The organism is Fructilactobacillus sp. X7R7C1, from assembly GCF_059901065.1.
Map to the genome: position 1 here is coordinate 59,316 of NZ_JBWXVF010000002.1, position 26,739 is coordinate 86,054.

Annotated in this window: 31 protein-coding genes and 1 other annotated feature; of the genes, 28 read left to right on the forward strand and 3 right to left on the reverse strand. The window is 37.2% G+C overall.

What is annotated here, in order from left to right:
* Positions 1–127: 127 nt before the first annotated feature.
* The 14 genes from thrS to rpmF all read left to right on the forward strand — a co-directional run bounded on the left by thrS (position 128) and on the right by rpmF (position 9,772).
* Positions 128–2,101 (forward strand): threonine--tRNA ligase, encoded by a 1,974-nt coding sequence (gene thrS / locus AC6UDC_RS03235; protein ID WP_500721564.1) that lies wholly within the window; start codon positions 128–130, stop codon positions 2,099–2,101.
* 17 nt (positions 2,102–2,118) lie between these two features.
* Positions 2,119–2,243 (forward strand) — a sequence feature (ribosomal protein L20 leader region).
* 38 nt (positions 2,244–2,281) lie between these two features.
* Positions 2,282–2,788, forward strand: coding sequence for a translation initiation factor IF-3 (infC, locus tag AC6UDC_RS03240; RefSeq protein WP_500693664.1), 507 nt, complete (start codon positions 2,282–2,284; stop codon positions 2,786–2,788).
* A gap of 41 nt (positions 2,789–2,829) precedes the next feature.
* A complete protein-coding gene (gene rpmI / locus AC6UDC_RS03245) occupies positions 2,830–3,024 on the forward strand; it encodes a 50S ribosomal protein L35 (protein ID WP_010021583.1) in 195 nt (64 codons plus the stop codon).
* Between the two features lie 34 nt (positions 3,025–3,058).
* Positions 3,059–3,415 (forward strand): 50S ribosomal protein L20, encoded by a 357-nt coding sequence (gene rplT, locus AC6UDC_RS03250; protein WP_010021582.1) that lies wholly within the window; start codon positions 3,059–3,061, stop codon positions 3,413–3,415.
* Between the two features lie 103 nt (positions 3,416–3,518).
* A complete protein-coding gene (locus AC6UDC_RS03255) occupies positions 3,519–4,064 on the forward strand; it encodes a YqeG family HAD IIIA-type phosphatase (protein ID WP_500693958.1) in 546 nt (181 codons plus the stop codon).
* Positions 4,064–5,182, forward strand: coding sequence for a ribosome biogenesis GTPase YqeH (yqeH, locus tag AC6UDC_RS03260; RefSeq protein ID WP_500701031.1), 1,119 nt, complete (start codon positions 4,064–4,066; stop codon positions 5,180–5,182). The genes AC6UDC_RS03255 and yqeH overlap by 1 nt, the downstream gene beginning before the upstream one ends.
* Before the next feature lie 12 nt (positions 5,183–5,194).
* Positions 5,195–5,506, forward strand: coding sequence for a ribosome assembly RNA-binding protein YhbY (yhbY, locus tag AC6UDC_RS03265; RefSeq protein WP_500695713.1), 312 nt, complete (start codon positions 5,195–5,197; stop codon positions 5,504–5,506).
* Positions 5,507–5,517: 11 nt separating this feature from the next.
* Complete coding sequence (locus AC6UDC_RS03270) at positions 5,518–6,087, forward strand: nicotinate-nucleotide adenylyltransferase (RefSeq protein WP_500693667.1); 570 nt, start codon at positions 5,518–5,520, stop codon at positions 6,085–6,087.
* The gene (gene yqeK, locus AC6UDC_RS03275; RefSeq protein ID WP_500721316.1) at positions 6,080–6,682 is read left to right on the forward strand and encodes a bis(5'-nucleosyl)-tetraphosphatase (symmetrical) YqeK; all 603 of its coding nucleotides are present in this window, start codon (positions 6,080–6,082) and stop codon (positions 6,680–6,682) included. The genes AC6UDC_RS03270 and yqeK overlap by 8 nt, the downstream gene beginning before the upstream one ends.
* Positions 6,683–6,690: 8 nt before the next feature.
* The gene (rsfS, locus tag AC6UDC_RS03280; RefSeq protein WP_500693669.1) at positions 6,691–7,050 is read left to right on the forward strand and encodes a ribosome silencing factor; all 360 of its coding nucleotides are present in this window, start codon (positions 6,691–6,693) and stop codon (positions 7,048–7,050) included.
* Between the two features lies 1 nt (position 7,051).
* On the forward strand, positions 7,052–7,789 hold the full coding sequence (locus AC6UDC_RS03285) for a class I SAM-dependent DNA methyltransferase (RefSeq protein WP_500707138.1): 738 nt from the start codon (positions 7,052–7,054) through the stop codon (positions 7,787–7,789).
* A 5-nt stretch (positions 7,790–7,794) separates the two neighbouring features.
* Entirely contained in the window at positions 7,795–8,913 is a 1,119-nt protein-coding gene (locus AC6UDC_RS03290) for a nucleotidyltransferase (protein WP_500721319.1), read from the forward strand.
* Between the two features lie 82 nt (positions 8,914–8,995).
* Positions 8,996–9,550 carry a YceD family protein gene (locus AC6UDC_RS03295; RefSeq protein ID WP_500696743.1) on the forward strand — a complete coding sequence of 185 codons (555 nt, stop codon included), beginning with the start codon at positions 8,996–8,998 and terminating at the stop codon, positions 9,548–9,550.
* A 42-nt stretch (positions 9,551–9,592) separates the two neighbouring features.
* The gene (gene rpmF / locus AC6UDC_RS03300) at positions 9,593–9,772 is read left to right on the forward strand and encodes a 50S ribosomal protein L32 (protein WP_010021570.1); all 180 of its coding nucleotides are present in this window, start codon (positions 9,593–9,595) and stop codon (positions 9,770–9,772) included.
* A gap of 87 nt (positions 9,773–9,859) precedes the next feature.
* On the opposite strand, the gene yidC is transcribed toward rpmF, so the two are convergent.
* Together yidC and AC6UDC_RS03310 are read right to left on the reverse strand one after the other, a co-directional pair.
* Positions 9,860–10,831 carry a membrane protein insertase YidC gene (gene yidC / locus AC6UDC_RS03305; RefSeq protein WP_500721321.1) on the reverse strand — a complete coding sequence of 324 codons (972 nt, stop codon included), beginning with the start codon at positions 10,829–10,831 and terminating at the stop codon, positions 9,860–9,862.
* 70 nt (positions 10,832–10,901) lie between these two features.
* Entirely contained in the window at positions 10,902–11,186 is a 285-nt protein-coding gene (locus tag AC6UDC_RS03310) for an acylphosphatase (protein ID WP_500693673.1), read from the reverse strand.
* Positions 11,187–11,272: 86 nt separating this feature from the next.
* Between AC6UDC_RS03310 and AC6UDC_RS03315 the strand changes: the two genes are divergently transcribed.
* The 8 genes from AC6UDC_RS03315 (at position 11,273) to greA (ending at position 19,060) form a co-directional block, all read left to right on the forward strand.
* Positions 11,273–12,040 (forward strand): TrmH family RNA methyltransferase, encoded by a 768-nt coding sequence (locus AC6UDC_RS03315; protein ID WP_500696742.1) that lies wholly within the window; start codon positions 11,273–11,275, stop codon positions 12,038–12,040.
* Between the two features lie 87 nt (positions 12,041–12,127).
* On the forward strand, positions 12,128–12,610 hold the full coding sequence (locus AC6UDC_RS03320; RefSeq protein WP_500693675.1) for an HDIG domain-containing metalloprotein: 483 nt from the start codon (positions 12,128–12,130) through the stop codon (positions 12,608–12,610).
* Between the two features lie 17 nt (positions 12,611–12,627).
* Positions 12,628–12,966, forward strand: a complete 339-nt coding sequence (locus AC6UDC_RS03325; RefSeq protein ID WP_500721324.1) for a winged helix-turn-helix transcriptional regulator — start codon at positions 12,628–12,630, stop codon at positions 12,964–12,966.
* 262 nt (positions 12,967–13,228) lie between these two features.
* Complete coding sequence (gene pheS, locus AC6UDC_RS03330) at positions 13,229–14,266, forward strand: phenylalanine--tRNA ligase subunit alpha (protein WP_500695707.1); 1,038 nt, start codon at positions 13,229–13,231, stop codon at positions 14,264–14,266.
* 14 nt (positions 14,267–14,280) lie between these two features.
* On the forward strand, positions 14,281–16,692 hold the full coding sequence (gene pheT, locus AC6UDC_RS03335; protein WP_500721326.1) for a phenylalanine--tRNA ligase subunit beta: 2,412 nt from the start codon (positions 14,281–14,283) through the stop codon (positions 16,690–16,692).
* A 13-nt stretch (positions 16,693–16,705) separates the two neighbouring features.
* On the forward strand, positions 16,706–17,833 hold the full coding sequence (gene mltG / locus AC6UDC_RS03340; RefSeq protein WP_500693679.1) for an endolytic transglycosylase MltG: 1,128 nt from the start codon (positions 16,706–16,708) through the stop codon (positions 17,831–17,833).
* Between the two features lie 12 nt (positions 17,834–17,845).
* Positions 17,846–18,520 (forward strand): uridine kinase, encoded by a 675-nt coding sequence (gene udk, locus AC6UDC_RS03345; protein WP_500696780.1) that lies wholly within the window; start codon positions 17,846–17,848, stop codon positions 18,518–18,520.
* A gap of 63 nt (positions 18,521–18,583) precedes the next feature.
* Complete coding sequence (gene greA, locus AC6UDC_RS03350; RefSeq protein WP_500693680.1) at positions 18,584–19,060, forward strand: transcription elongation factor GreA; 477 nt, start codon at positions 18,584–18,586, stop codon at positions 19,058–19,060.
* A 45-nt stretch (positions 19,061–19,105) separates the two neighbouring features.
* On the opposite strand, the gene AC6UDC_RS03355 is transcribed toward greA, so the two are convergent.
* Positions 19,106–21,745: a YfhO family protein gene (locus AC6UDC_RS03355; protein ID WP_500707131.1), complete on the reverse strand. Its 2,640-nt coding sequence runs from the start codon at positions 21,743–21,745 to the stop codon at positions 19,106–19,108.
* Between the two features lie 147 nt (positions 21,746–21,892).
* Between AC6UDC_RS03355 and AC6UDC_RS03360 the strand changes: the two genes are divergently transcribed.
* From AC6UDC_RS03360 to AC6UDC_RS03385, 6 genes are all read left to right on the forward strand, one after another.
* On the forward strand, positions 21,893–23,956 hold the full coding sequence (locus tag AC6UDC_RS03360; RefSeq protein WP_500696738.1) for a peptidoglycan D,D-transpeptidase FtsI family protein: 2,064 nt from the start codon (positions 21,893–21,895) through the stop codon (positions 23,954–23,956).
* Positions 23,957–24,078: 122 nt separating this feature from the next.
* Entirely contained in the window at positions 24,079–24,228 is a 150-nt protein-coding gene (gene rpmG / locus AC6UDC_RS03365) for a 50S ribosomal protein L33 (protein ID WP_500693683.1), read from the forward strand.
* Between the two features lie 55 nt (positions 24,229–24,283).
* Positions 24,284–24,817 (forward strand): 5-formyltetrahydrofolate cyclo-ligase, encoded by a 534-nt coding sequence (locus AC6UDC_RS03370; protein WP_500693684.1) that lies wholly within the window; start codon positions 24,284–24,286, stop codon positions 24,815–24,817.
* Between the two features lie 10 nt (positions 24,818–24,827).
* A complete protein-coding gene (locus AC6UDC_RS03375) occupies positions 24,828–25,502 on the forward strand; it encodes a rhomboid family intramembrane serine protease (protein ID WP_500693685.1) in 675 nt (224 codons plus the stop codon).
* Between the two features lie 36 nt (positions 25,503–25,538).
* A complete protein-coding gene (locus AC6UDC_RS03380) occupies positions 25,539–25,766 on the forward strand; it encodes a YqgQ family protein (RefSeq protein ID WP_010021549.1) in 228 nt (75 codons plus the stop codon).
* A gap of 1 nt (position 25,767) precedes the next feature.
* Positions 25,768–26,730 (forward strand): ROK family glucokinase, encoded by a 963-nt coding sequence (locus tag AC6UDC_RS03385; protein ID WP_500693686.1) that lies wholly within the window; start codon positions 25,768–25,770, stop codon positions 26,728–26,730.
* Positions 26,731–26,739 lie beyond the last annotated feature (9 nt).

The following is a 26,739-nucleotide window of genomic DNA, read 5'->3' on the forward strand; positions in this document are numbered from 1 at the left end:
AAATGACATTAATAAATAGGTTTTAAACGAGATGTCCAAATAAATGGACGAATTTGGGTGGAACCGCGCTAATGGCGTCCCTAGTATTGATTTACTAGGGACTTTTTTTATGAAAGGAATGAGTAAAATGGCTAAATTATCATTTGAGTTTCCAGATGGTAACAAGAAAGAATTTGATTCGGGGGTTACTGCGGCAGATATTGCCAAGTCAATTTCAGTTAGTCTAGCCAAAAAGGCAGTTGCGGCTAAGATTGATGGAAAAGTTGTTGATTTGATGCAACCACTAAAAGATGGTGGCAAGATTGACATCATTACTTCCGGTTCTGATGAGAGTCTTAAAATCCTACGACAGGGTGCTGCTCAGTTACTGGAAACGGCGGTCAAAGAAAAGTATCATGATATTCGCATTGGTGAAATTGCCGCGGATGAAGATGGTTTTTTTGTTGATACTGACAAAGAAGATCGTCAAGTTAGTTCAGATGAACTTGATGAATTAGCTGATAAAATGAAAAAGATCATCAAAAATAACGCTACGGTCGAAAGGGTTTATCTAAGTAAAGATGACGCTTTAAAAGAAGTTGATGGTGATCCTTATCAAGCACAACTAATTGCCAACATTGATTCTGATAATATTCTTTTTTACAGTATCGATGGGGTTAAAACGCTAGCTCAAGGGGTAGTAGCTCCAAGTTTGAAAGATCTAAAACACTTTAAGCTCCTGTCTGTTGCTGGTGCTTATTGGGAAGGTAAGTCATCCAATCCAATGCTTCAAAGAATTTATGGCACTGCTTTCTTTAAAGCTGATGACCTAGATGAAGATTTGAAGAAGCGTAAAGAGGCTAAAGAGCGTGACCATCGTGTTATTGGGAATAACCTCGACTTATTCTTTGTCGATCCAAAGGTTGGGGCTGGTCTTCCTTACTGGATGCCAAAGGGTGCAACGATTCGTCGTACAATTGAGCGTTATATCACTGATAAAGAGATTGCTCATGGTTACCAACATGTTTATACCCCAGTATTAGCTAATTTGGATTTGTATAAGCAATCTGGTCACTGGGATCACTATCGAGACGACATGTTTCCACCAATGAAGATGGATGATGACGAAATGTTGGAATTACGTCCAATGAACTGTCCATCTCATATTCAGATTTACAATCATCATATTCGTTCTTATAAAGAGCTTCCTCTACGAATTGCTGAACTAGGAATGATGCATCGATACGAAAAGTCTGGTGCACTTAGTGGTCTTCAACGAGTTCGTGAAATGACTTTAAATGATGGTCATACGTTTGTTGCTCCTGATCAAATTCAAGAAGAATTCAAAAAAATCTTGAATTTGATGATGGAAGTTTATCATGATTTTGACATTAATAACTATACGTTCAGATTAAGTTATCGTGATCCAAAGAATACCGAAAAGTACTTTGACGATGATGAGATGTGGAACAAAGCGCAAACGATGTTAAAGGGTGCCATGGATGACTTAGGTCTTGATTACGTTGAAGCCGAAGGTGAAGCCGCATTTTACGGTCCTAAGCTTGATGTTCAAACTAAGACGGCTCTGGGAAATGAAGAGACGTTATCTACCATTCAACTGGACTTTATGTTACCGGAACGATTTGATCTTCACTATGTCGGAGAAGATGGTAAGGAACACCGTCCCGTTATGATTCATCGAGGGATTGTTTCTACCATGGAAAGGTTCACCGCTTACTTGATTGAAATGTATAAGGGTGCTTTTCCAACATGGCTTGCACCCGATCAGATTCAAATCATCCCGGTTAGTGATGAAAAACACGGTGACTATGCTCGCAAATTAAACGAAAAGTTTCGTGCACTAAACTTACGTTCCAATGTCGATGAGCGGGGCGAAAAGATGGGTTATTTGATTCGTGATGCTCAAACCAAGAAGATTCCATATACACTAGTTGTTGGTGATGATGAGATTAAGAATAATACGGTTTCTGTTCGTAAGTATGGTGAAGACGATAGTAAAGATATGTCAATTGATGACTTTATTTCAGAAGTTCTACATGATATTGCTACTTATTCACGTAACGATGAAGAAGAGTCCAAGCCAGTTGACAAAATTAAATAAAGTTGGTACTATTATGTAGTCAAAAGCAGAAGCTTCCCGCTTCTCGCCTGAGTGATTTTGATTGCTGGGCATTCTACGAATGAAAGTCCTAATGTTTTTAGGTGTAGCGGGTGCTCTGTAGCATCCGCTATTTTTCTGCTTAAAATTACCTGGAGGTGAATTACCATAGCAAGAGATAAGATGGTTAACGAGGGTATCCATGCTCGCGAGTTGAGATTAATCGGTGCTAATGGAGATCAATTAGGAATCAAATCTACTAAAGAAGCTTTGTCAATTGCTGAAGAAGCTAATTTGGATTTAGTTGTTGTTGCTCCCAAAGCAAAACCACCCGTAGCCAAGATTATTGATTACGGGAAATATCGTTTTGATCGCCAAAAGAAAGAGCGTGAAGCTCGAAAGCGTCAAAAAACTGTTAGTGTTAAAGAAATTAGGTTAAGTCCGACAATTGATAGTAATGACTTCAATACCAAGCTTAAAAATGCCAAGAAATTTTTGACTAAGGGCGAACGTGTTCGAGTTTCTATTAGATTTAAGGGACGTGCTATTACCCATAAAAGTATTGGAAGAGACGTCTTAAACAAAATGGCGGAAGCTACTTCTGACGTTGCTGATGTTACTCAACGAGCAAAAATGGATGGCCGAAGTATGTTCTTAATGCTTGCACCAAGTAAGAATGAAAAGAAATAACTCATTTAATTGGGTTATGAATCGATGAGGAGGAATATAATATGCCAAAATTGAAATCAAATCGTGCTGCCGCAAAGCGTTTTAGAAAAACTGCTAATGGTGGTTTAAAGAGTGGTCATGCCTACACTAGTCACCGTTTTCACGGTAAAACTAAGAAACAACGTAGACATTTACGTGGAACACGTATGATGGCTAAGTCAAACTTGAAGACTTACAAAGAATTACTACAAAAATAAGCGAATAATATAGTTTGTATAGGGGGATTTTAATATGCCACGAGTAAAAGGTGGAACTACCACACGTAATCGTCGTAAGCGTGTTCTTAAATTAGCTAAGGGATACCGCGGTGCTAAGCATCGTTTATTCAAAACTGCTAAAGATCAAGTAATGAAGTCACAGGAATATGCCTTTCGTGACCGTCGTGCCAATAAAGGTAATTTCAGAAAGATTTGGATTGCAAGAATTAACGCAGCCACTAGAAATAATGGATTGAGTTACAGTAAATTCATGCATGGTTTGAAACTTGCTAACATCGATATGAACAGAAAAATGTTAGCTGACTTAGCAGTTAACGATGCTGATGCCTTTTCTGCATTAGCGGAAAAAGCCAAAGCAGCATTAAAATAAGCCTAAAAAACTTTCACCGCTCTTGTTTGGTGGAAGTTTTTTTATCGGATTGGGATGCTCCCAATCTATACATAAATGATTTAAAATAGAAACATCAATTCTTATTTACAGAGAGGTCTATATGCTATCATTATTCAAACCGACTTGGATGGTTAACAATATTTATCAAATTTCCCCAGAAAAACTTGAAAGTTACGGGATTAATGTAATTCTGACCGATTTAGATAATACCCTAATTCCGTGGAATAATCCTGAGGGAACCGTAGAACTGCACGATTGGCTCAAAAGAGTTCGAGATCATGGAATCAGGGTGATTGTGGTTTCAAATAATAATCGGGAAAGACTAGAGAAAGCTCTTACTAGTCTTGAGTTACCATTTATTGCCCGGGCTTTAAAACCACTTACTTTTGGGATTTTAAGGGCTCTTAAAACGTATCGTTTAAAACGAAGCCAAGTGGTAATGGTGGGAGATCAAATTTTAACGGATATATGGGCCGCTAATAATACTCGAATTAGAAGTATTTTGGTAAAGCCATTGGTTACTTCAGATGCGTGGAACACACGGATTAATCGTTTCTTTGAAACGTTTGTATATGCACAATTGATGCGAAAGTACAGTGATTTAAAGTGGAAGGATGATATTGATTAATGGATAATGATGAAAATAATGAGCCCTTATATTGCATTGGGTGTGGGGCACAAATTCAAGATACCGATCCGAAACAGGCTGGTTACACGCCTAAATCAGCAATCAAGAAGGGAATTGATTCTGGAAAATTATACTGTCAGCGTTGTTTTAAGCTTCGTCATTATAATCAAATTGAACCAATTAGCATCTCAAATGATGAGTTTGTAAAGTTATTGAGTGAAATTAGCGACACTGATTCGTTAGTAGTATACGTCGTGGATGTATTTGATGTAGATGGAAGTATGATTCCTGGGATTCAGCGCTTTGTTGGTAACAATCCGATTATTTTAGTTGGTAACAAATCAGACTTGTTGCCATCGTCGTTCAACCAGAACAAAGTTAAAGATTGGTTACGTCAAATGGCAAATAAGAATGGAATTAGACCCATTGATATTGAATTAGTATCTGCCAAGACGAATCAATCAGTCGACGATCTGTTAAAAGCCATTTCAAAAAATCAGAAGGGCCGAGATGTCTATGTGGTTGGAGTAACTAACGTTGGCAAATCTACCTTAATTAATCAAATTATCCAACAAAGCACTGGTGAGAAGCAGGTTATTACTACCTCTAAGTTTCCTGGTACTACCCTCGATTTGATCAAAATACCGTTGGAAGATGGAAAAGAGTTGATCGATACACCTGGTGTTGTTCATGAAGATCAGATGGCTCACTATTTAAGTTCTAAAGACTTGAAGTATGTTTCACCGCAAAAACGGATTAAACCCAGGACTTATCAGTTGGATCCAGGGCAGACGTTATTCTTAGGTGCAATTGGCCGGTTTGATTTTATCTCGGGGGAACGTCATGGCTTTACCGTTTATGCTGACAATAATCTGATGATTCATCGAACCAAATTAACAAATGCTGATGAATTTTTTGAGAAACATGCCGGTGAATTATTGACCCCACCAACTGGTAAGGACAACGTCGTTGAGTTAAAACGACATGAATTTAAAATTACTGACAGAAGTGATTTAGTGATTGAAGGACTGGGATGGATTACCGTTCCGAAAGGTTCCACGGTTGCTGGATATGCTCCTAAGGGTGTGTCAGTGTTAGTTAGAAAAGCAATGTTTTAGGAGTATTTAATAATGAATTTAAAGGGAAAACAAAAACGATTTTTAAGAGCAAAAGCGAATCATATGCGGCCCATTTTCTCAGTTGGAAAGAATGGGTTAGATGAGACTTGGATGAATGAAGTTAAAAATGCTGTTGATCACCGTGAATTAATTAAAATTAATCTTCAACAATCTGCCGATGTGGATGTGAGTGACGTTAAACAATTTATTGAGAATAACTCGGACATCCAAGTTGTCCAAACGATTGGTAAGACACTTTTATTGTTTAAGGAATCAAGTAAGGACAATTATCGTAAATTATCGATTGAAGTGGCAAATTTGTAGGAGATTGATTGATGCGCAAAAAGGTTGGAATTTTAGGTGGAACTTTTAACCCCATTCACTATGGTCATTTAATTATGGCTGAACAAGCTTTAACCCAATTAAACCTCGATTTAGTTCTATTTATGCCCGATTATTTGCCACCACATGTTGATTATAAGTCCGCAATTGATGCTTCTGATCGGGTTAACATGATTAATTTAGCCATTAGGGATAACGCTAATTTTAAAATTGAAATGATTGAAGTAAATCGCAAGGGGAAAAGTTATAGCTATGATACGATTAAGGAATTAACTAAAATTCATCCCGATGTTGATTATTACTTTATCATTGGTGGCGATATGGTCGAATATCTGCCAAAATGGTATCGAATTGATGATCTTATTAAAATGGTTAAATTTGTTGGCGTTAATCGTCCGGGTAATTCTGAGTCTTCTAAGTACCCAGTAAGTTTTGTTGACTCACCTGAGATAGCTATTTCATCGTCTTTAATTAGATCACATCTTGAAAAGGGTGAAAGTGTCAGATATTTGTTGCCAGATGCGGTGTTACGGTACATTAAGGAGCATGATTTATATGGATAAAGAGAAAATTAATTATCAAAAATATTCTAAGTATGATCGTGATCAAATTGTTGCCAAACTAAAAGCGACGTTAAAAGAGAAAAGGTTTCAACATTGCTTGCGAGTTGAAGAGACCGCCATTACCTTAGCACGAGAGTTTAATGTGGACGAAACTTTAGCTGGACTTAGTGGTCTGGTTCATGATTATGCCAAACAACGGCCGGATTCGGAATTTATTGACATTATTAAGTCCCATCATTTGAATCCAGAACTACTTAATTATGGAAATGCTATTTGGCATGGCTACGTGGGTTATCTGATTGTGGAATCAGAACTTGGGATTCATGATAATCGAATTCTAAACGCGATTAAATATCATACGATCGCATCGCCTGACATGGACAAAGTTGCACAGATTACTTATATGGCTGACTACATTGAGCCGGCCCGTGATTTTGATGGGGTTGAAAAAGCTCGTAAGATTACCAATCAAAATTTACGGGATGGTGTTAAATATCAAACTAAAAGTACCATTTCATATTTGGCAAGCAACGGAAAGGCAATTTATCCCGGTGCGATTACAGCTTTTAATGTAATTGTTGCTGGTAAAAAGTAGGGGATTATATGGATAATAATAAGATTTTACAAAATATTGTTGAAACTGCTGATAGTAAACGCGCCCACGATATTGTGGTTTTAGACATTGAAGAATTGTCGTTGGTCGGTCGTTATTTTGTCATTATGGATGCTCCTAGTGTTCGTCAGGTGAAGGCAATCGCAAATGATATTATTGATCGATTGAGTGAGGAGCACGTTGAAGTTTTACGGGTCGAAGGGCTAAATACAGGATCTTGGGTATTAATTGACCTCGGTGATATTATTATTCACGTCTTTAAGAGTGAACAACGGTCCTTTTACAACTTAGAGAAGCTTTGGTCTGACGCTCCTGATCTTGATATAACTGATTGGGTCAGTGAAGACTGATATGATTTATTCTGAGTTTGCGTCATTTTATGATAAATTATTTGACAATCATCTATATCAAAAGTGGTATGAGTTTGTAGCTGATAACGTCCCTAAAGAAAAGCATATTTTAGATTTAGCCTGTGGGACTGGTCGCCTTTTGGTTACTTTAAAAAAAGCAGGTTATGTCGTATCTGGAGCTGATTTATCGGATGATATGCTGGCCATCGCAAATGATCATTTAAATGAAAGCCATGTGTTTGACGTGGCGTTAATTAATGCCAATATGTTAGATTTGGATGGTGTACCCAATTATGGTGTCATTACGTGTTTTGACGATTCGATTTGTTATTTAGAAAATATTGAGCAAGTTAAAACAATGTTTGCTCAGGTTAAAGGACATCTTGTTAAGAATGGTAAATTCTTATTTGATGTAATCACCCCTTATCAGACCGATGTTGTTTATCCAGGCTATATGTTTAACACCAACGATGGTGACCATGCTTTTATGTGGAATACCTTTGTTGGTGATTTTCCTCATTCAGTGGAACATGATCTATCTTTTTTTGATTACAATCGGAATATTAACGGTTTTGATGAATATAATGAAACCCATAAAGAACGAACCTATCCCTTGGTAGAATACATTCAGGCACTGAATGAAGTCGGATTTAATAACGTTAAGGTGACGAGTAACTTTGGAAAAGATAAGGTTAAAGATGATACTACCCGTTGGTTCTTTGTATGTAGTGAGGAATAATCCAAATGAAAGCTGTTGGAATAATAACCGAATATGATCCTTTCCATAATGGTCATCTTTATCAATTACAGGAAGCTAAAAGACGAACTGAAGCGGATGTAACGGTAATATTTATGAGTGGTAATTGGACTCAGAGAGGTGAGCCAGCTATCTATGATAAATGGATCCGCACTCAGATGGCTTTAGATAACGGAGTTGATTTAGTAATTGAACTTCCAATATCGGATGCGGTTCAACCTGCCAGTATTTTTGCAGAGCGGTCGATGAAACTTGTAGAAGCTTTGGGCTGTTCATACTTATCGTTTGGTAGTGAGCACAGTGACTGGAATTTTACGAAGTTGGCATCTATTGACGTTCATCCGTCTGATAATTTTCATAATTATAATTTTTCCTATCCAAAATTATTTCAACGAACAATTAAAGAACAGAGTGGAATTGATTTAATTAAGCCAAATGATACACTTGCGTATTGGTATGCAAAGGCCAATCAGAAGTTGGGTTCCCCTTTAAAGCTAGTTCCGGTTAAACGGTACAGTAGTGAGCATAATAGTGGAGAGTTGAGGGGAAAAATTGCGAGTGGCAAAGCTATTCGCGCTTCAATTAAATCACATGATCGTCGTTACCAAAAGTTTATTCCCAATTCTTCTGTCGTCCTAGACAACGAAAAACCAGTTTTCTGGTCAGATTTTTGGCCCTTTTTACGTTATGAATTGACTCAGAGTTCGATAGCTGATTTAAATCAAATTTATCAGATGACTGAAGGATTAGAGAATCGTCTAAAGCAAATGGCGGTCAAAGACACAACCTATCAGTCGTTTATTAAAGATGTTAAGACAAAACGGTATACCTACACTAGGATTCAAAGACTGCTGGTCTATACGTTATTTAAAATAAAGAAAACACAAATGATTAGTTATAATCCAGTTGTCCGAGTTTTGGGAATGAACGATACCGGGAAAAGTTATCTGAATCAAGTTAAAAAAGCAATCCCATATCCGATCGTTGATCGAATTGGAAAAGAAGAATTTAATAATACGTTGGAACTAGAATGCCGTTCTGGAATTCTTTATGGAATGATCAATGGTCGAATGCAAGATAAATTTACTTATCCCATTGTTATATAGAAGACCGTGCTATCAAGGATAGGACCTTGACAATGAATTTTATGGTATGTATAATTAGTCGTGTTGCATTGGAGGTTAAATTATGAAGTGGTCATTTGAAAAACTACTAGGATATAAGAAAGAGCCGTTTACAACCCATGAGACAGTGGATTTAAAAGACGATTTAATGAATCGATATCCGAAAAGTATTCTTGATGCCACTTCCTTTGACGTTGATGTATCTGCTACTCCTGACAAGGGAGATGTGATTATAGATGCTCACGTCAAGGGTAGTGTAACAGTTCCTTCTTCACGATCGTTAACCCCAGTTAAGTTACCCATGGATTTTAACATTAGTGAGATTTATGTGTTAACTGAAACTGCGCTAAATCGATATGATAATGAAGAAGTAGTGTTAGTTGTTGGTGATGACTTGATGATTGATTTTGATAAAGCAGTTGCTGATAACATAATTGTCAACATTCCGATGCAAGTTCTTTCACCAGAAGAGCAAAAAGGCAAAGCAATGCCTGAAGGAAATGACTGGGAAGTTATTTCTGAAGATGATTTTAATCGACAGGTGGAAGAAGATAAAAATGTTGATCCACGTCTTGCAAAATTAAAGGATTTCAAACCTTCAGACGATGACAAGACTTAAAAATTCACTAGTGGAAATCAAATTAAGAGGAGGTTGTGAATAATGGCTGTACCAAAGAGAAAAACTTCTAAAGCAAGAAGAAACATGCGTCGTTCGCATGACAGTTTATCAGTTCCTGGCATGAGCCCATGTCCTAACTGTGGCGAACTACGTAAGTCACATTTTGTATGTCCTAACTGTGGTTACTATGACGGTAAAGAAGTAGTTGCCAAAAAGGGTTAATTTAAAATAAAGAACTTCAAAAACACCATGGGTTTTTGAAGTTCTTTTTTTGTACTAAAAAACCGACAATTTAATTGTCGGTTTTATTTACTCGTTATGATTATGATGCTGTTGTTTTCCCGCATTACGTTTTCGGTTGTTTTCGTGTTCAATCTCAGTTTCGGATTCTCCAGATTTAGAAACTGTATTTTTGGAGCTGGTTGTTGAACTTGGTTCGGCCCCTGTCTCAAGCTCTTCTTCTAATTCCTTTGGAATGACAACTTTGGGAGGATTCTTTTGGGCTTTTTCATTAATTTGTTTTCTAATTCGTGGACGGGACAAATTGATGATAAAGGTCTGAACGCAGGCAAATAATCCGCCAATAAAGAAGTAAATTCCTAATCCAGCTGGGGATGAAAGAGTAACAAATAGAATCATGATCGGACTAATTAACATCATAATCGCCATTTGCTTTTTCTGTTCTTTAGGGATCCCAACGGTTGAAAGGTATCCTTGAAGTGCATAAGCCAGAAACGACAAGACGGCTAATAAGATGCTGGATTGGCCTAGTTTAATGCCCATAAAGACGGTATGAGAAACTTCAGGTGAGTAACGAATAGCTGCATACAGAGCAGCAAACACTGGCAACTGGATCAATAATGGCAAGCATCCAATCCCACCTGTCATACTGATTCCGTTGTCTTTATAGAGTTGCATCATCTGCTGATTTAAGGCAACCTGCTGTTCTTTGGTCGTTGCTTTTTTTAGGAGTTGTTGAATCTTGGTCATTTGTGGTTTAACCAAATTCATTTTTTCCTGTTGAATAGTAGATTTTTTCATCTGACTAATCATCATTGGTAAAAGCAAGGTTCTAACAATTACGGTAATTGCAATTAAAGCCCATCCATAGCCACCAACGTATTGTGCTAGCCAATCCATAACGTGTTGCCCGGGAACGGCTAAATAATGATAAACGAATCCAAAGGGACGTCCCTTTGAATCGGTTCTTACACATCCAGTTAAAAAAATGCCAACCATGGCAATAAAACCGAATAAACCTAGTTTCTTAATTTTTTTCATTTAGTTAACTCCTAACTTTTAAGTAACATGTTACATACTAACCTAATAAGAATATTTCAGCAATTTCAAGTTAGATTTTAATTGAAAATGAATTTGGAACTTTTGGAAGTTTAATTGACTGTGTTTTAATGTTTTGGATCTTAGCAAAACTATTGGGTGCAGTTTTAATTGAATGAATAAAATCGTCTAACTCCGATTTAGTCCCATTCGCGATGATTAAAACGGTTCCGTTGGGCATGTTTTGGACACTTCCAGTAATCGAATATTGATCTGCGATTTTTTTAGTACTATATCGAAATCCAACGCCTTGGACAAGTCCTGAAACGATTATTTTGACTGACTGATTGTTTGACAAAATGATTCTCCTTAAAAGCGTTTACCGTAACTGTGATATTATAAGAACAACAATATCAATTCTAATTCATTTTAAGGGGAATATAAATGGAAAGAATTAATTCTAAACAAAACCAAACCATTAAAGATATTAAAAAGTTACATACCAGTAAAGGAAGAAAAAAGAGTGGGGAATATTTAATTGAAAGTTGGCATCTGGTATCCGAGGCAATGAATTATCTTAAAGCAGATCAGTTGGTAACCATCTTAGCAACCGAAGATCAATATTTGGCTCATGGAGATGACCTTTCTGGTGAAAATATCATTGTTATATCAGATGAAGTTGCTACTGAATTAAGTGATACTTCGACAACTCAAGGAATTTTTGCCGTGTGTAAGATTGAAGAACCAAAGATTGATGTTGCTAAAGTTAGCGGAGCTTGGCTTCTGCTTGATAACGTTCAAGATCCCGGTAATATCGGAACGATGGTAAGGACAGCGGATGCCGCAGGTTTTTCTGGAGTGATCTTTGGTGACGGAACTTCTAGTGAATATAACGGGAAGGTTTTACGTGCCATGCAGGGAAGTCAGTTTCATCTTCCGATTATTAAAATGAATCTAGAACATGCCGTTGAGATGTTTAAGAAGCTAAAAATTAAGGTATATGGGACAGAGCTTAATTCCAGTGCCATTAACTATCGAGATGTCCCTTCTAAAAATGATTTCGCTTTAATTATGGGTAATGAGGGGAATGGAATGAGCCCTGGCTTACTAAAATTAACTGATGATAATTTGTATATTCCCATTGAGGGGAAGGCTGAATCTTTAAATGTAGCAATTGCGGCTGCTGTTATCATGTTTCGAATCAAAAATTAAATTGTTTCTTAAAGTGAGTTCTTATTATTGAATGGAACTTATCTAATTGGGTAGAATTAATCTAGAGACGGATTGGAGTAATGTAGTATGGAAACAGAATCGTGGAAAGATGACCCTGAATATGTTTCAATCATTTCTGATTTGTTAGAAAGTCCGCAAATTCAAAAATTAGGTGATTACACCCAACATCACCATTCGACTAGATTGAAGCATTCAATTGCAGTGTCTTATGAGAGTTATAAAATTGCTAAAAAGATGAATTTAGATTATCGAGCGGCTGCCCGTGGCGGATTATTGCATGATCTATTCTATTATGATTGGCGAACCACTAAGTTTGATTTAGGTTCACATGCATATATTCATCCACGTGTTGCTTTAAGAAACGCCAAAAAGATCACTGATATCACTCCGAAGGAACAAGATATTATTCTAAAACATATGTGGGGGTTAACCCTTGCAAGACCCAAGTATATGGAAAGCGTGATTGTTTCACTTGTTGATGATTATTCGGCGGTTGATGAATTTTTCTCACCGATGAAGAAAAAAGTTAAAGGATTATTAAAAAGATAAGTTAGGAGGATATGAGAATGGATTTAACTGATAAAGAAATCATTCATTTGTGTCCTAAATTTCAAGTGGCGTTTCAAATTCTAGGGAAAAAATGGAACGGTTTAATCATTGAATCATTTTTATTGGCTGGACCACTTCGATTTCGCGAATTAGCCAATAAAGTTGAGGAATGTAGTGATCGTGTGTTGACCGAACGCTTAAAAGAGTTGGCTAAAGTGGGAATCGTAAAAAGACAAGCTGATAAGAACTCTGGAGTGGTTTATTATCAGTTAACTTCTAAGGGTAAAGAACTTCGTCCGATTATGAAGGCGGTTCATGGATGGTCTGACAAGTGGTGTGATCCTGATCATGCTTGACCAGTGATAAAAATTGCTATAATATTTATTTAAATACAATGATAAAAGAAGTAGTAGACCGACGAACACAGAGAGTTCATGTTAGCTGAAATTGGACGTTACGGTTGAATTCGCTTTTTGATGTTAGCATTGAATATTAAAATGTTCGGTCGATGTCGTTATTCATCATTATAAGTGCGCACTTTGGTGTGAATTTGGGTGGTAACGCGATGCTTCGTCCCTTTTTTGGGATGGAGCTTTTTTTATGGAATTGGAGGTTAGTATGGCTTTAAAAGAAGATTTAGAACAAATTAAATCCAGTGGGTTGCAGGATATTGAGGCTACTAGTGATAGTAAAGCTTTAAATGATTTAAAGGTGAAACTTTTAGGAAAAAAGGGCTCAATTACTAAAGCCCTTCATGGAATATCATCACTTCCAGTCGAAGAAAGACCAAAGATTGGTAGCTTGGCGAATAAAGTTAGAGACGAACTTTCAAAAAAGATTGATTCCAAAAGATTGGAATTAGATCAAGCCGCTCTAAACCAAAAGTTAAAGGATGAAAAGATTGATGTCACCCTGCCAGGTGACTCGGTTCCAAAGGGGCATCCTCATGTTATCCAACAAATTATTGATGAAATTGATGATATTTTTATTGGAATGGGCTACCAGGTTCTTTCGGGTCCGGAAGTAGAAGAGGAAGTTTATAATTTTGAAATGATGAATCTGCCGAAGAACCATCCCGCAAGAGACATGCAGGATACTTTTTATATTACCAAGGATATTTTAATGAGAACTCATACCTCACCGATGCAGGCACGAGCACTTCAAAAACATGATTTTTCTAAAGGCCCCTTAAAGATGGTTTCCCCGGGCGTAGTTTATAGACGTGATACTGATGATCCAACTCATTCTCACCAATTTCATCAGGTAGAGGGAATTGTGATTGATAAGCACATTACGATGGCCGATTTAAAGGGAACTCTTGAGGTAATGACACACAAATTGTTTGGGGATAAATTTAAAGTCCGTCTCAGACCAAGTTACTTTCCGTTTACCGAGCCATCAGTTGAAGCAGACATTACCTGTTTTAATTGTAATGGAAAGGGTTGCGATGTATGTAAAAATACTGGTTGGATTGAGGTCCTTGGGGCAGGAATGGTTCATCCTAACGTTTTAAAAATGGCTGGAGTAGACAGTAGTGTATATGGTGGATTTGCCTTTGGGGTGGGTCCCGACCGATTTGCCATGCTGAAATACGGAGTGGACGATATTCGGGACTTTTATCTTAATGATCTACGATTCTTGTCACAGTTTGATTAAGGGAGGAAATAAATTTGCTGATATCTTATGAATGGTTGAAAGACTACGTTCAAATTAAGCTTTCTCCAAAAGAACTAGCTAATAAAATTGAAAAAACGTCAGTTGAAGTTGACTCCGTTTTTAAGCGGAGTGATGGACTAAAGAAAATCGTGGTTGGAAAAATCTTGTCCATTAAGGATCACCCCGATGCAGATCACCTTCACATTACGCAGGTCGATGTCGGCGAACAGGAACCGATTCAGATTGTTTGTGGTGCGCCAAACGTTCAGGTAGGTAAAAAAGTCATTGTTGCCTTATCTGGCGCTCGAATTGCCGATAACGTTAAAATTAAAAAGTCCAAGATGCGTGGGGTTGAATCAAATGGTATGCTCTGTGCCTTAGATGAGATCGGGTTTGATAAGTCATTGGTTCCTGATGAATGGAAAGACGGAATCTATTTCTTACCAGAGAATGCCCGAATTGGTGACGAGGTTTATAACTATTTGGGAATGAATGAATCGTTAATTGATTTGGACGTCACTCCTAATCGTGGAGACATGTTAAGTGTTCGTGGAACTGCTTATGATTTGGGGGCGGTATTTAATGAGTCGGTTGACTTCATCGAACATGCTAGCGCTCCAACTGGAACGCACGACAGCAAGGAATTCGTTTCAGCAAAGGCTGATACTAATTTAGCGCCAATTTATAAGCTTAAAGTTGTTAAAGGCGTAAACGTGAAGCCTAGTCCACTTTGGCTTCAAATTAAATTATGGAATTCGGGCATTAAACCAATTAATAATGTCGTTGATATTACTAATTTTGTTATGACTAAGGTTGGACAGCCAATGCATGCCTATGATCTTGACAAATTAAAAACTAATAAGGTTGAGGTTAGAAATGCTAAAGATGGTGAGTCAATTACGACTCTAGATGGCAATGACCGTAAATTAACCGACACGGATGTTGTTGTTGCGGCTGACCAGCCAATTGCTTTAGCAGGACTAATGGGTGGAAAAAATTCGGAAGTTACTTCTGACACTAAAAATATTTTATTGGAGGCAGGAGTTTTTGATCCAGTTAAAACCAGGAAGATGGCACAAAAACAGCTCTTACACACGGATGCCTCACAACGCTTTGAACGGGGAATTGACCATGGAAACGTTGAACAAGCACTTGAGTATGCTTCGGGAATGACCCAAGATTTAGCTCTTGGTCAATCTCAACAAGGGGTTGTTAGTGGGAGTGATGTTGAGGTTAAGCCACGAGTGATTTCAATTTCAACTTCTCACATTAATCACGTTCTTGGGACTAATCTTAGTGACGAGGAAATCATTTCAATCTTTAAACGTCTAGGTTTCTCAGTTGAGGCATCTGGAGACGATCTGACGGTCACGGTTCCTACTAGATGCTGGGACATTCAAATTGATGCTGACTTAATTGAAGAGGTTGCCAGAATCTATGGATATGACAATATTCCGTCAACATTACCAATCACTCAAACGACTGAAGGTGGACTAACACCAAAGCAATTAATGATTCGAAAATCTAGAGAAACACTTGAGGGACTTGGATTAACGCATGCTATGTCATATTCGTTAACTACAAAAGCCAAGGCAAAGATGTTTATGGTAAATGGTAGTCATGAGACTAATTTGCAGTGGCCAATGACAGAAGATCATGCCGTTTTACGTATGAATTTAATTTCAGGATTATTGGATGATGTGGCATATAACCAGGCTCGAAACGTGCTTAATGTGCCACTTTATGAGCAAGGTCGTGTTTTTTATAAGCAAACTCCTGATCAGATAAGACCAGACGAAGTGGAACATATTGCTGGTGCCATTTCTGGATCGTTAGTTGCTCCAAGCTGGGACCAGAAAGCTAAGTCAGTTGATTTTTATCAAATTAAAGGAATTCTTGAAAAATACTTAGAAAGTCTTTCCTTAAAGGGTGACGTTACTTATGTTGCGACTGATAAAATTCTCGAAATGCATCCAGGTAGAACAGCGCTTGTTAAACTAGATGATCACATCATCGGTTTTGTGGGAGAAGTTCATCCAGAAGTCGCTAAACAATTTAAGATTAAAGAAACCTATGTTTTTGAACTTGACCTTGATTATTTAAATGTGGCTCCTAAGTCTGGACAACAATACCAAAAGGTTGGTCAGTACCCTGCTATTCATCGTGATATTGCTATGTTAGTGGATCGTACCATTACTAATGAGGACATATATAATGTAATTATTAGGAGAGGTGGCGCCTACTTACAGAATGCTACCGTATTTGACGTATATCAGGGGCAAAATGTGCCTGAAGGCAAAAAATCAATTGCCTATTCATTGATTTTTGAAGATCCTAACGCCACTTTGAAAGACGAGACTGTTGATAAAGCGGTCGATAAAATTCAAAAACGTTTGACCACTGAATTAAGCGCTGAGATTAGATAAGGGTGGATTCATAATGAGTGAGAGAAAAAGGCATTTGGGTGGTTTTATTTCCAAAATTAAAACTAGTTCATTTGGGAAGAAAATTATTTATTCTGTGATTGCAATTATTGTAATTTTAGTAATTGCAATTGCGTTATTTGGACATCACTATTTTAAAACTTCACTTCAACCACTGGATCCTCATGATAATGAAGTGACTCAAGTTAACATTCCAAGAGGCGCTTCCACCAAAAAGATTGGGGCAATCTTACAGAAGTCAGAAGTAGTTAAAAGTGGGATGGTATTTAATTACTATGTAAAATCACACAACATCACTAGTTTTAAGTCAGGATATTATCAATTAAAGCCGTCAATGTCCCTAGATACGATTGCCAAGAGTTTACAAAAGGGTGGAAGTTTCGAACCCATTCAAAGCACTGATAGTAAAGTTACCGTTCCAGAAGGAGCTAACATCGACCAAATTGCGGATATTGTGGCTAAAAATACCGATTTTTCTAGGGCAGAATTTATTTCCCTGATGAAGAATCGTAATTTCTTTGATGAAATGACCAAGGATTATCCAGAATTACTGGGGTCCGCTAAAGATGCCAAGGGGACCCGTTATCTTTTTGAAGGATACCTTTATCCAGCGACATATCCCGTCCCTAAACATTCGTCGTTAAAGATGATGGTCAGTTTAATGCTCGCTAAAAGCAATCAAATGTATGGTCCATATTATCAAAGAATGAAAGAGCAAAAGCTGACGGTTCAGCAAACTTTAACGTTAGCATCTTTGATTGAACGTGAAGGTGTAAGTCAAAATGATCGTAATAAGATGGCTGGTGTGTTAAGAAATCGCATTGATAAAAAGATGCCACTTCAATCGGATGTGGCTGTTTTGTATGCACTTCATAAAAACTCAAAGACACTTTCAAAACGTGATTTAATGGTTAATTCCAAATATAATCTTTATGTTAATAAAGGGTTTGGTCCTGGACCATTTGATAACCCTTCGGTAAGCTCAGTCCAAGCTGTGCTATATCCAACTGATATGTCTAAAGGATATTTATATTTCTTGGCCGATCCGAAAACTAAAAAGATTTATTACGCTAAAACCTTAAAAGAACAGCAAAATAACATTAAAACTCATATGGATCGATAGTGGAGGATTAAAATAGTGAAAAGCAAAAAAAGACCCGTAATTATTGGAGTTACCGGAGGCTCTAGTAGTGGTAAAACAACGGTAAGTAGGTCAATCTTGAATCGTTTGCTGGGACATTCAATTGCAATCTTGCAGCAAGATTCTTACTATAAGGATCAATCCAATATGACGATGGACGAAAGAAGACAGGTTAACTACGATCATCCGCTTGCTTTTGACACTGATTTAATGGTTAAGCAATTGAAGCAGCTGTTAAACTATGAATCAATTGAGAAACCGGTTTATGATTATTCCAAATTCACCCGGAGTGGTGAAACTGTTACTCAAGAACCACGTGATGTAATTATTGTTGAGGGGATTTTAATCCTTGATGATAAAAGGCTCCGGGACCTAATGGATATTAAAGTTTATGTAGATACTGATGCTGATATTCGCGTCATTAGGCGGATTGAGCGGGATACCAAAGAACGTGGTAGAACGCTTGATTCGGTAATTCAACAATATTTAGCAACCGTTCGCCCCATGCATCTCCAATTTGTTGAACCCACGAAACGATATGCTGATATAATTATTCCTGAGGGTGGCAAAAATCAAGTAGCAATTGACTTACTAGTTACTAAAATTCAATCAATTTTAAATGACATTGGTGACGATCCGATTAGTAATGCAATTGATACGACAATATAATTAAGTTGCCAAACTTTAATTTAAATGGTATTTTAATTTTGAATAAAATAGTGAGGTGTGAGAATGGCTGAAGATGAAATGTACCCGATGACTGAAGAGGGGAAAGAAAAGCTCGAAACTGAATTAAAAGATTTAAAGGTCAATCAAAGACCAAAGATTGTTGATCGAATCAAAGTCGCTAGAAGTTACGGCGATTTATCTGAAAATTCTGAATACGAATCTGCCAAAAACGAACAAAGTATGTTAGAGAGCAGAATTGCTACGGTAGAGCACATGCTACAATATGCTCAAGTGGTTGATAAGGAAGAGACCGACGAAGATGAAGTGACCGTTGGAAAAGAAATTCAGTTTAAGGAACTACCTGATGAAGAGCCAGAGACATTTACAATTGTCGGAGCTGCTGAAGCTGACCCGATGAGTGGAAAAATCTCGAATGATTCTCCAATTGCACAGGCTTTGCTTGGCCATAAAGTAGGGGAAAACGTTGATATTGATATTCCTGCTGGCGTAATGCATGTCAAGATATTATCAGTTAAATAATAATTTTAATTTAAAATAGGGCAATCGTCTCAAGTGACGATTGCCCTATTTATTATATCTTTTTTTAAACCAACTTCTTAAAATTAAGGTGAGAAGTGTCAAAGCACTAATGATTATTCCCATATTTAAGAATGGTGGCCAATATGAAAGCTGAATGTGCTTCATTCCTTTTCCAGTTTTAAGTGCAATGAAGTAATGATCCCATTTCGTGATTGAATGTTTCTTTCCGTTTATTTGGGCACTCCAGCCTTTCGAGTATGGGATACTTGAAGCAATTACTGAATTAGAACCGTTTGTCTTTATATCAGCCTTTACCGTTCGTGCGTTTGGGCTGGATATTTTTTTGGTTCCCGATTGAAGTTTTCGATCGGTTTGCTTAAATAAAGAATTATTTAGCTGGTATAAAGTAAAGTTTTCTAACCAAAGTGATGACTTTTTCAAGCTGATTTTTACTTTAATCTTTTTGTTTTTTGCGTTATTGGCAATGTTAATGACCTTAATCGAATTAGATTCAGGACTAAGTGACAGTTGGTTACCATCAACTGACAAATCACAGTTACCGTTATTTAACGCTGTTCCCATCGTCAAATAGTAAGAGTCATTAGTTTTTGGCTTAAACGTGAGATCAAGAGAGGCCGGCTGTAAGACGTTGACTTTGTTGAAGATGGTGCCAGTAAGTTGATTGTGTTTGGTTACGTTGTTATATCTAACGTGATTGAAGTTAATGCTCGAAAAGAGGTTACTTTGGACTTGGTTGTCTCCCGTTAGATTTGACCATAGCTGTGTTTGGTATTGAATGGGATCTGGACTGGCAGCATTTTTGTGGATTGATTGGTCACTGGCTCTAAACATCATTGGTAACGCATACTGATTTTCGTATACTGAAAATCCCTCAGATGATCCCATGTTTTTGTATGAGTTTTGGTCATATCGTTCTGGGAATTCTCTAATACCTGGAACGTCAACTGAAGCTGTGTAGGGACGAGCCAGATGGTATTTCATTGAGAGCAGTGCATCTGAAACCATGGTCCCACTGGAATATTCAATTACACCATCGCCATTTGGCTGGCCAATCTTTCCAATTAGATCAGACATTTTAGGATTCATGACTGATGAAAATAGGGAGGCACCATAAAAATTAAAGTTAAAGGGGTCATTTTTAGTTCGGGAAAAGTCCTTGCTGATTCGATATGGGCCATCTAAAGAATGATGTTTCAGGTAAGTTGTGACATGATCTAATTTATTTACGTAACCACGGTATTCTGAGTTACTTAAGTATGAGATGTTATTTAAAGAGAGAATAAGATTAATGGTAATCCCAAAGACAATTAGTGAAAAAACACCCAAATTAAACCATTTTTCATTCCGGAAGTGGGTTAATAAAACGATGATGGCGGCTAAAATCATAAGTCCCTCAATCACAATTGTGAACCATTTAAGGTAGTTATATTGAGGCATTCTAATGGTGGTATAAGCGACCATTAGTGCAAGCAATAAAATTATGAGCCACGTTCCAATTTGCTTAAAACTAATTGCCTGAATGTGAGCCAAACTAACTAGTGCGACCATGATGAACCAGAAACATATTACAAACGAAAAACGGTAGGGGTACCAGATTGGAAACTGAAATGCGTGCCAAAATAAGTCGAGTGGCTGAAAACACGTTGAAAGCAGTAAAAAGATGGTCATTACCAAAGTTAAAACTCGAGTTCTTTTGGAAAAGGTTTTATTAACAAAAAAGAACAAAAATAGTACCAAAATCGTTTCTGAAATAAAAAGGTTTGGTAAGCCCTTGGGCATTTGGTCAAAATTAAAAGCACCAGGAGCAAATTTAGTTACTAAGTCAAGCATTGGATATTCAAATTTAAATTTCAATTTATCAGAAAATCCCTGGCCCTTGGAGTTAATCAGTGAATAAATGGTGGGCAGAAGAATGAAAGCAGCTAACCCCACCGAAATTAATCCATTTGCGACTAGTCGCAAAAATCCAACAAACATATCTTTGATATTTGAAACATGGATGGCTAAATAGTAGATAGTTAGTGCTACGATAAAAATCGTAATCATGTATGCCATATAATAGTTAATGATCAACATAGCGGTATATGATGTAATGAAAAGTAGTTTTTGGTTGTTTTTTAAGAGTTTAACTAAACCAAGCACAATTAAAGGAAGTAAAATCATGGCATCGAGCCAAATGATATTTAGGTTATTTGCAATCATCCAACCATTTAATGCATATGCAGTTGCAAATGATGACAGTATGAGTGAAGAATTAGTAAGATGAAGTTTGCGAACTAGAATGGTAAAGGTCAAACCAGATAAGCCAATCTTTAAAAGTAATAGGATGAGAATCCCTGATGGGAGAGATGCATTATTAAAAAAGAGTAAGATAAGGTTTAATGGACTCATTAGATAGTAAGCCCAAGTCCCGATCATTTCATTCCCTAGTCCGTTAGAAAACGAATAAAGAATTGATGAAGGATGGTGCAAGATGGCTCTTCTAAAATATGCAAAAAAATCAATGTACTGTTGTCCTAAATCAACCGTTAGAATCGTATTATTTCCGAAGGGTGCCATATTGCGATATGCTGCGTATAATGCCATAATAACTAGTGGTATTAAAAAGCTTAGGATTAATGCGAAGTTTTTAGGTAGGCTCTTTTTTATTTTTTGGTTAAGCATTTAATTACCTCATTAATTTATAAAGCAATGAATTATAATAAGATTAGATTTGTCGTTTTTCTAATAAATAGAGTATCATATATAAATTAAGAAAAGCGCCATAAGTGATGAATTCGAGTTATTAATTAGTTAAGGAGCGTTAGCATCGTGAGAAACTTTTTTGATCGGTTATTTAGAAGAAGGAGTCGGGATTCAAGCCGGCGAAACGGTAATTCCAAAATTCCATTTCGACTGAATTTTATCTTCGCAATTGTTGGAATATTGTTTGCAGTTTTAGTATTTCGACTAGCATACATGCAGATTTTTCAAGGATCAGTTTATAAATCTGATGTTAATCAGAGCGATAATTCAGTTAAGTATGGTAATGTTCCGCGTGGGATGATCTATGACTCAACCGGGAAAGTTTTAGTTGGTAACAAAACTCATCGGGCCATCACCTATACTAAAGGATTAAGCGTAATGCCCCAGGAGATTTATAATGATGCCAATAAACTTGGGAGTTACATCACCCTCCCAACTAAAGGGCTTACTAAAAAGCAGATTGGTGAATACTACTTGGCCGATAAGACTAACCTTACAAACGCTACTAAGGAAGTTCCTAATGGAACAAAGTTAGCGCCACAAGCAGCCTACAATAAGGCTTTAGATATGATCCAGAATGGGAAAATTGTAAAGGTTACCCCTCAAATGAAGAACGCAGCTGCTATTTTTACTGAAATGAGTGGGGCTTATCAATTATCAACTACCAACATTAAAACTGATGGTGTAAGTAACAAAGAAATTGCTGAAGTCGGTGAACATGCTTCTGAAATGCCTGGAGTTCAGGTTGGAACAAGTTGGTCTCGTGATTATCCATCTGGAAATGAGATTCAAAGTATTGTTGGAAATGTTTCATCCAGTAAAACTGGGTTACCTTCTGATCGGGTTAATGAACTTTTAGCTGAAGGGTATTCAAGAAATGATTCAGTTGGACAAAGTAATTTGGAACAACAATATGAACCAATTTTACGTGGCTCTAAATCCCAGACCGAGGTTAAAGTTGGAGGGGATAACAAGATTGTTAAAGAAGTTAAGAAGTATCCAGGCCAACGGGGCCAGAATCTTCAGTTGTCCATTAACTCTAAGTTTCAAAATAAACTCCAAGATTTGGTTAAGGGTGCAGAGTCTGGTGGCGTTGGTGATTCAACGGGAGCTTATGCCGTTGTTATGAACCCAAAGACCGGTGCGGTAATTGGAATGGCTGGTGTTAACCGTGATCCTAAGACTGGTAAAGTAACACCAAACGAATTAGGAACCATCAACAGTGCCATTGTAATGGGATCGGTTGTTAAAGGTGCGATGGTTTCAGGTGCCCTAATGGATAAGGTTATTACACCGAATAACAGTACAATGGAAGATATGCCAATTGATATTGGTGGAGCTAAAAAGAGTTCTTGGTTTAACAAAAATGGTGAGGCCAATATGCCGGTTAACGCCCAGGGTGCTCTAGAGGTTTCCTCTAACTCTTACATGATGCAACTTGCTATGAAAGAAGGGGGCTTCAGGTATAAAGCGGGAGGATCACTTAACATGAGTCCCAACATTTTTAACATCGAACGAAACTACTTCAATCAATTTGGTTTAGGTGTTAAGACTGGGATTGATCTACCGGGTGAAACTGCTGGCATTCAAGGACCATCAACGTTTGCTAATATTGGGAAATCTTTGGATGAATCATTTGGTAACTATGATTCGTACACTACGATTCAATTAGCCCAATACATGTCCACCATTGCTAATGGCGGATATCGTTTGAAGCCACATGTGGTTCAAAATGTAAGATCAACCAATACCAAGAACGGACAACTTGGAGCTGTTCAGAATACGACGATGCCAACGGTGTTAAATGAAATTCCAATGACACAACAAGAACGAAACGTTGTTACCCAGGGATTGTATCAAGTAGTTCATGGTACCAATAAATATAAAACCGGTGGAGATTTGTCAAGCCTATCTCCCGAAGTATCTGCTAAGACGGGTACTGCCCAAACATTTTACAATGGAAAACCAACTGTTACTCTGAGTTTGGCTTCCTATGCACCATCAAAGGATCCACAGGTAGTGGTCGCATTAGCCATTCCTAATCTTCCGGTTGACGCTGAAAGTAATAACTTGAATCTTGCTAAACAAATTTATCAAGCATACTGGGATGATGTTCAGAATAAGCCATAAAATACTGTTAAGTAAAATTACTTAACGTTCTTTAAATGAGACTGGATATATAGTGCTAAAGATGTTAATATTATGATTGTTGAATTAGTTATAAAAAACGAATATGTTTGGAGGTATTTGACATGCGTGTTCATATCACTTTGGAATGTACTGAATGCCACGAACGCAATTACTTATCAACTAAGAGTCGTAGAAATAATCCCGATCGCTTAGAATTAGAAAAGTATTGCCCACGTGATAGAAAAGTTACTTTACATCGCGAAACAAAATAAGATTTTGGGTTTTTACCCAAAATCTTTTTTATTATAAAATTAATGGGTGATGTAAATGAATAAAAATAAAGTTAGAGAATTGGTTTTAAAAAGAATGAAAAATGCTAAGCCATCGGATCAATTCTTTTATGGGTTGTATGAAGCGCTCTTTGACCTTCAAGAATGGCAGAACGCCAAGGTGGTTGCCACAACCATGAATACCGCCATTGAGATTCCTACAGCTCCCATAATTTTTGCGGCTTTAAATGATGGGAAAAAGGTGGTGGTTCCTCATACACTTCCTAAGCATCAGATGGAGTTTGTTGAGCTTAGCCATACTTTAAAGTTTCAAAAGACTAAGTTTGGGATCTGGGAGCCCGTTAATGGAAAGACGATCATCAGTAATTTGATTGATTTGATAGTGGTTCCAGGAGTTGCTTTTAATCCTGATAGTAATCAGAGAATTGGTTATGGTGCGGGATTTTATGATCGTTATTTATCTCGATTTGACGGCTATAAGGTTTCACTGGCCCAAAAAGCACAAATCGTTTCTGAGTTAAATTGGAAGCCAGATCCATTTGACGTTAGATTGGATCGGATTATTTTTTAGAGGATTTAAGATGATCAAACAAAAACTTAAAAGAGTCAATAATTATCCCTGGGTAACGTACTTATTACTGTTCATCATGGTAGTTGTATACTTAATGATGACTTTAAGTGGTGGCTCAGAGAACACCGTTAATCTACTAAAGTTTGGTGCGCAATATAACCCCTTAGTAAAAGATGGTCAGTGGTGGCGCCTAATTACTCCCATTTTTGTTCATATTGGTTTTCAACATATTTTAATTAATGGAATCACCTTATACTATTTGGGGAAATTAATTGAACCAATCGTTGGTCATTTAAGATATTTTGTCATTTTTATGGTTGCAGGATTTTGTGGAAATTTAATGAGCTTCGCGTTTGGAAGCGGAATTTCAGCAGGATCCAGTACCGCTATTTTTGGATTATTCGGTGCCTTTTTGATGATTGCTTTTCAGTATCGTGGTGATTCATTTGTCAGAAGTACTGCAAAGACGTTTATTCTTTTTGTAGTAATTAACCTTGTATTTGATATCTTTACGCCTGGTATTGATATTTTTGGTCATATTGGCGGATTCATTGGTGGTTACCTGATTAGTTTTGTTGTAGGATTAAAGCACAATATCAATTTAGATAAAATTATGAGATTATTTTATGCAACCGCTTTAATTATTGGTATAATAATAATGTACTATTTAGGTTCTGTTCGTTGACACGTTGTACATAGTTAATTTAGGATGATGATTAAAATGACAACTCTATATGATGTTCAACAACTGTTAAAAAAATTTGGAATATATGTATATGTCGGTAAACGACTTTGGGATATTGAAGTAATGGCCTTAGAACTCGACCATCTTCATGATGCTCATGTAGTTAGTGATCGAGAGTTTACATCCGCAAAACTAGTATTAACACGTGAACACAGGATTGAAGAAAAAAACTTAAAATCTAAAAATGAGACGGGAGGTCTATAGAATGGCAAAGAATTTGATTGGGATTGACTTAGGTGGTACCACTACTAAAATGGCTTTTTTGGACGAAAATGGTGAGGTTCTTGATAAATGGAGAGTACTCACTGATACTAGTGATAAGGGCGCTCACATCGTTGAGAACATTGTTAAGTCAATCAACAAACATATCGAGGATTCTGACAAAACCATTAATGATTTTGTTGGAATTGGAATGGGAACACCAGGAACTGTAAACCGTGAAAAGGGGACAGTTTCCGAAGCTTTTAACCTTAACTGGAAGGATGAACAACCAGTTCGAGAATTGATTCAGAATGGGGTTGGATTACCATTTCAATTAGACAATGATGCCAATGTGGCTTCCTTAGGTGAATACTGGAAGGGTGCAGGTAGTACTGAAGACGACGTAGTCTTTGTTACGTTAGGAACTGGAGTTGGTGGTGGAGTAATTGCTAACGGTAAACTCCTTCATGGTGTTAATGGTGGAGCAGGTGAAGTTGGACACATTGCTGTTCAACCAAATGGTTACCTTTGTACCTGTGGCAAAAGGGGTTGCTTAGAACAGTACGCTTCAGCAACTGGAATTGTTCACGTAGCTAAGGATATGTCTAAAGATTTTAAGGGACATTCACGGTTAAAGGATCTCGAAAATACTGATGAAAAAATCACTTCAAAAATGGTTTTTTACCTAGCAGATAATGGCGACATTTTTGCTAATCAGGTTGTGGATAAGATTTGTTTTTACCTTGGATTAGCCTTATCTGATATTGGGAATACTTTGAACCCAGCAAGTATCATTATCGGTGGTGGAGTTTCGAATGCTGGAAACACTTTGCTTCAACCAACTACTAGATATTTCCAGGAAAATGCCTTTCCATCAATTAGAGATTCAACTAAAGTTAAATTAGCTCAGTTGGGTAATGATGCTGGGGTAATTGGTGCAGCTTCGTTAGCATTACAATTTAGATAAAAGTATTGG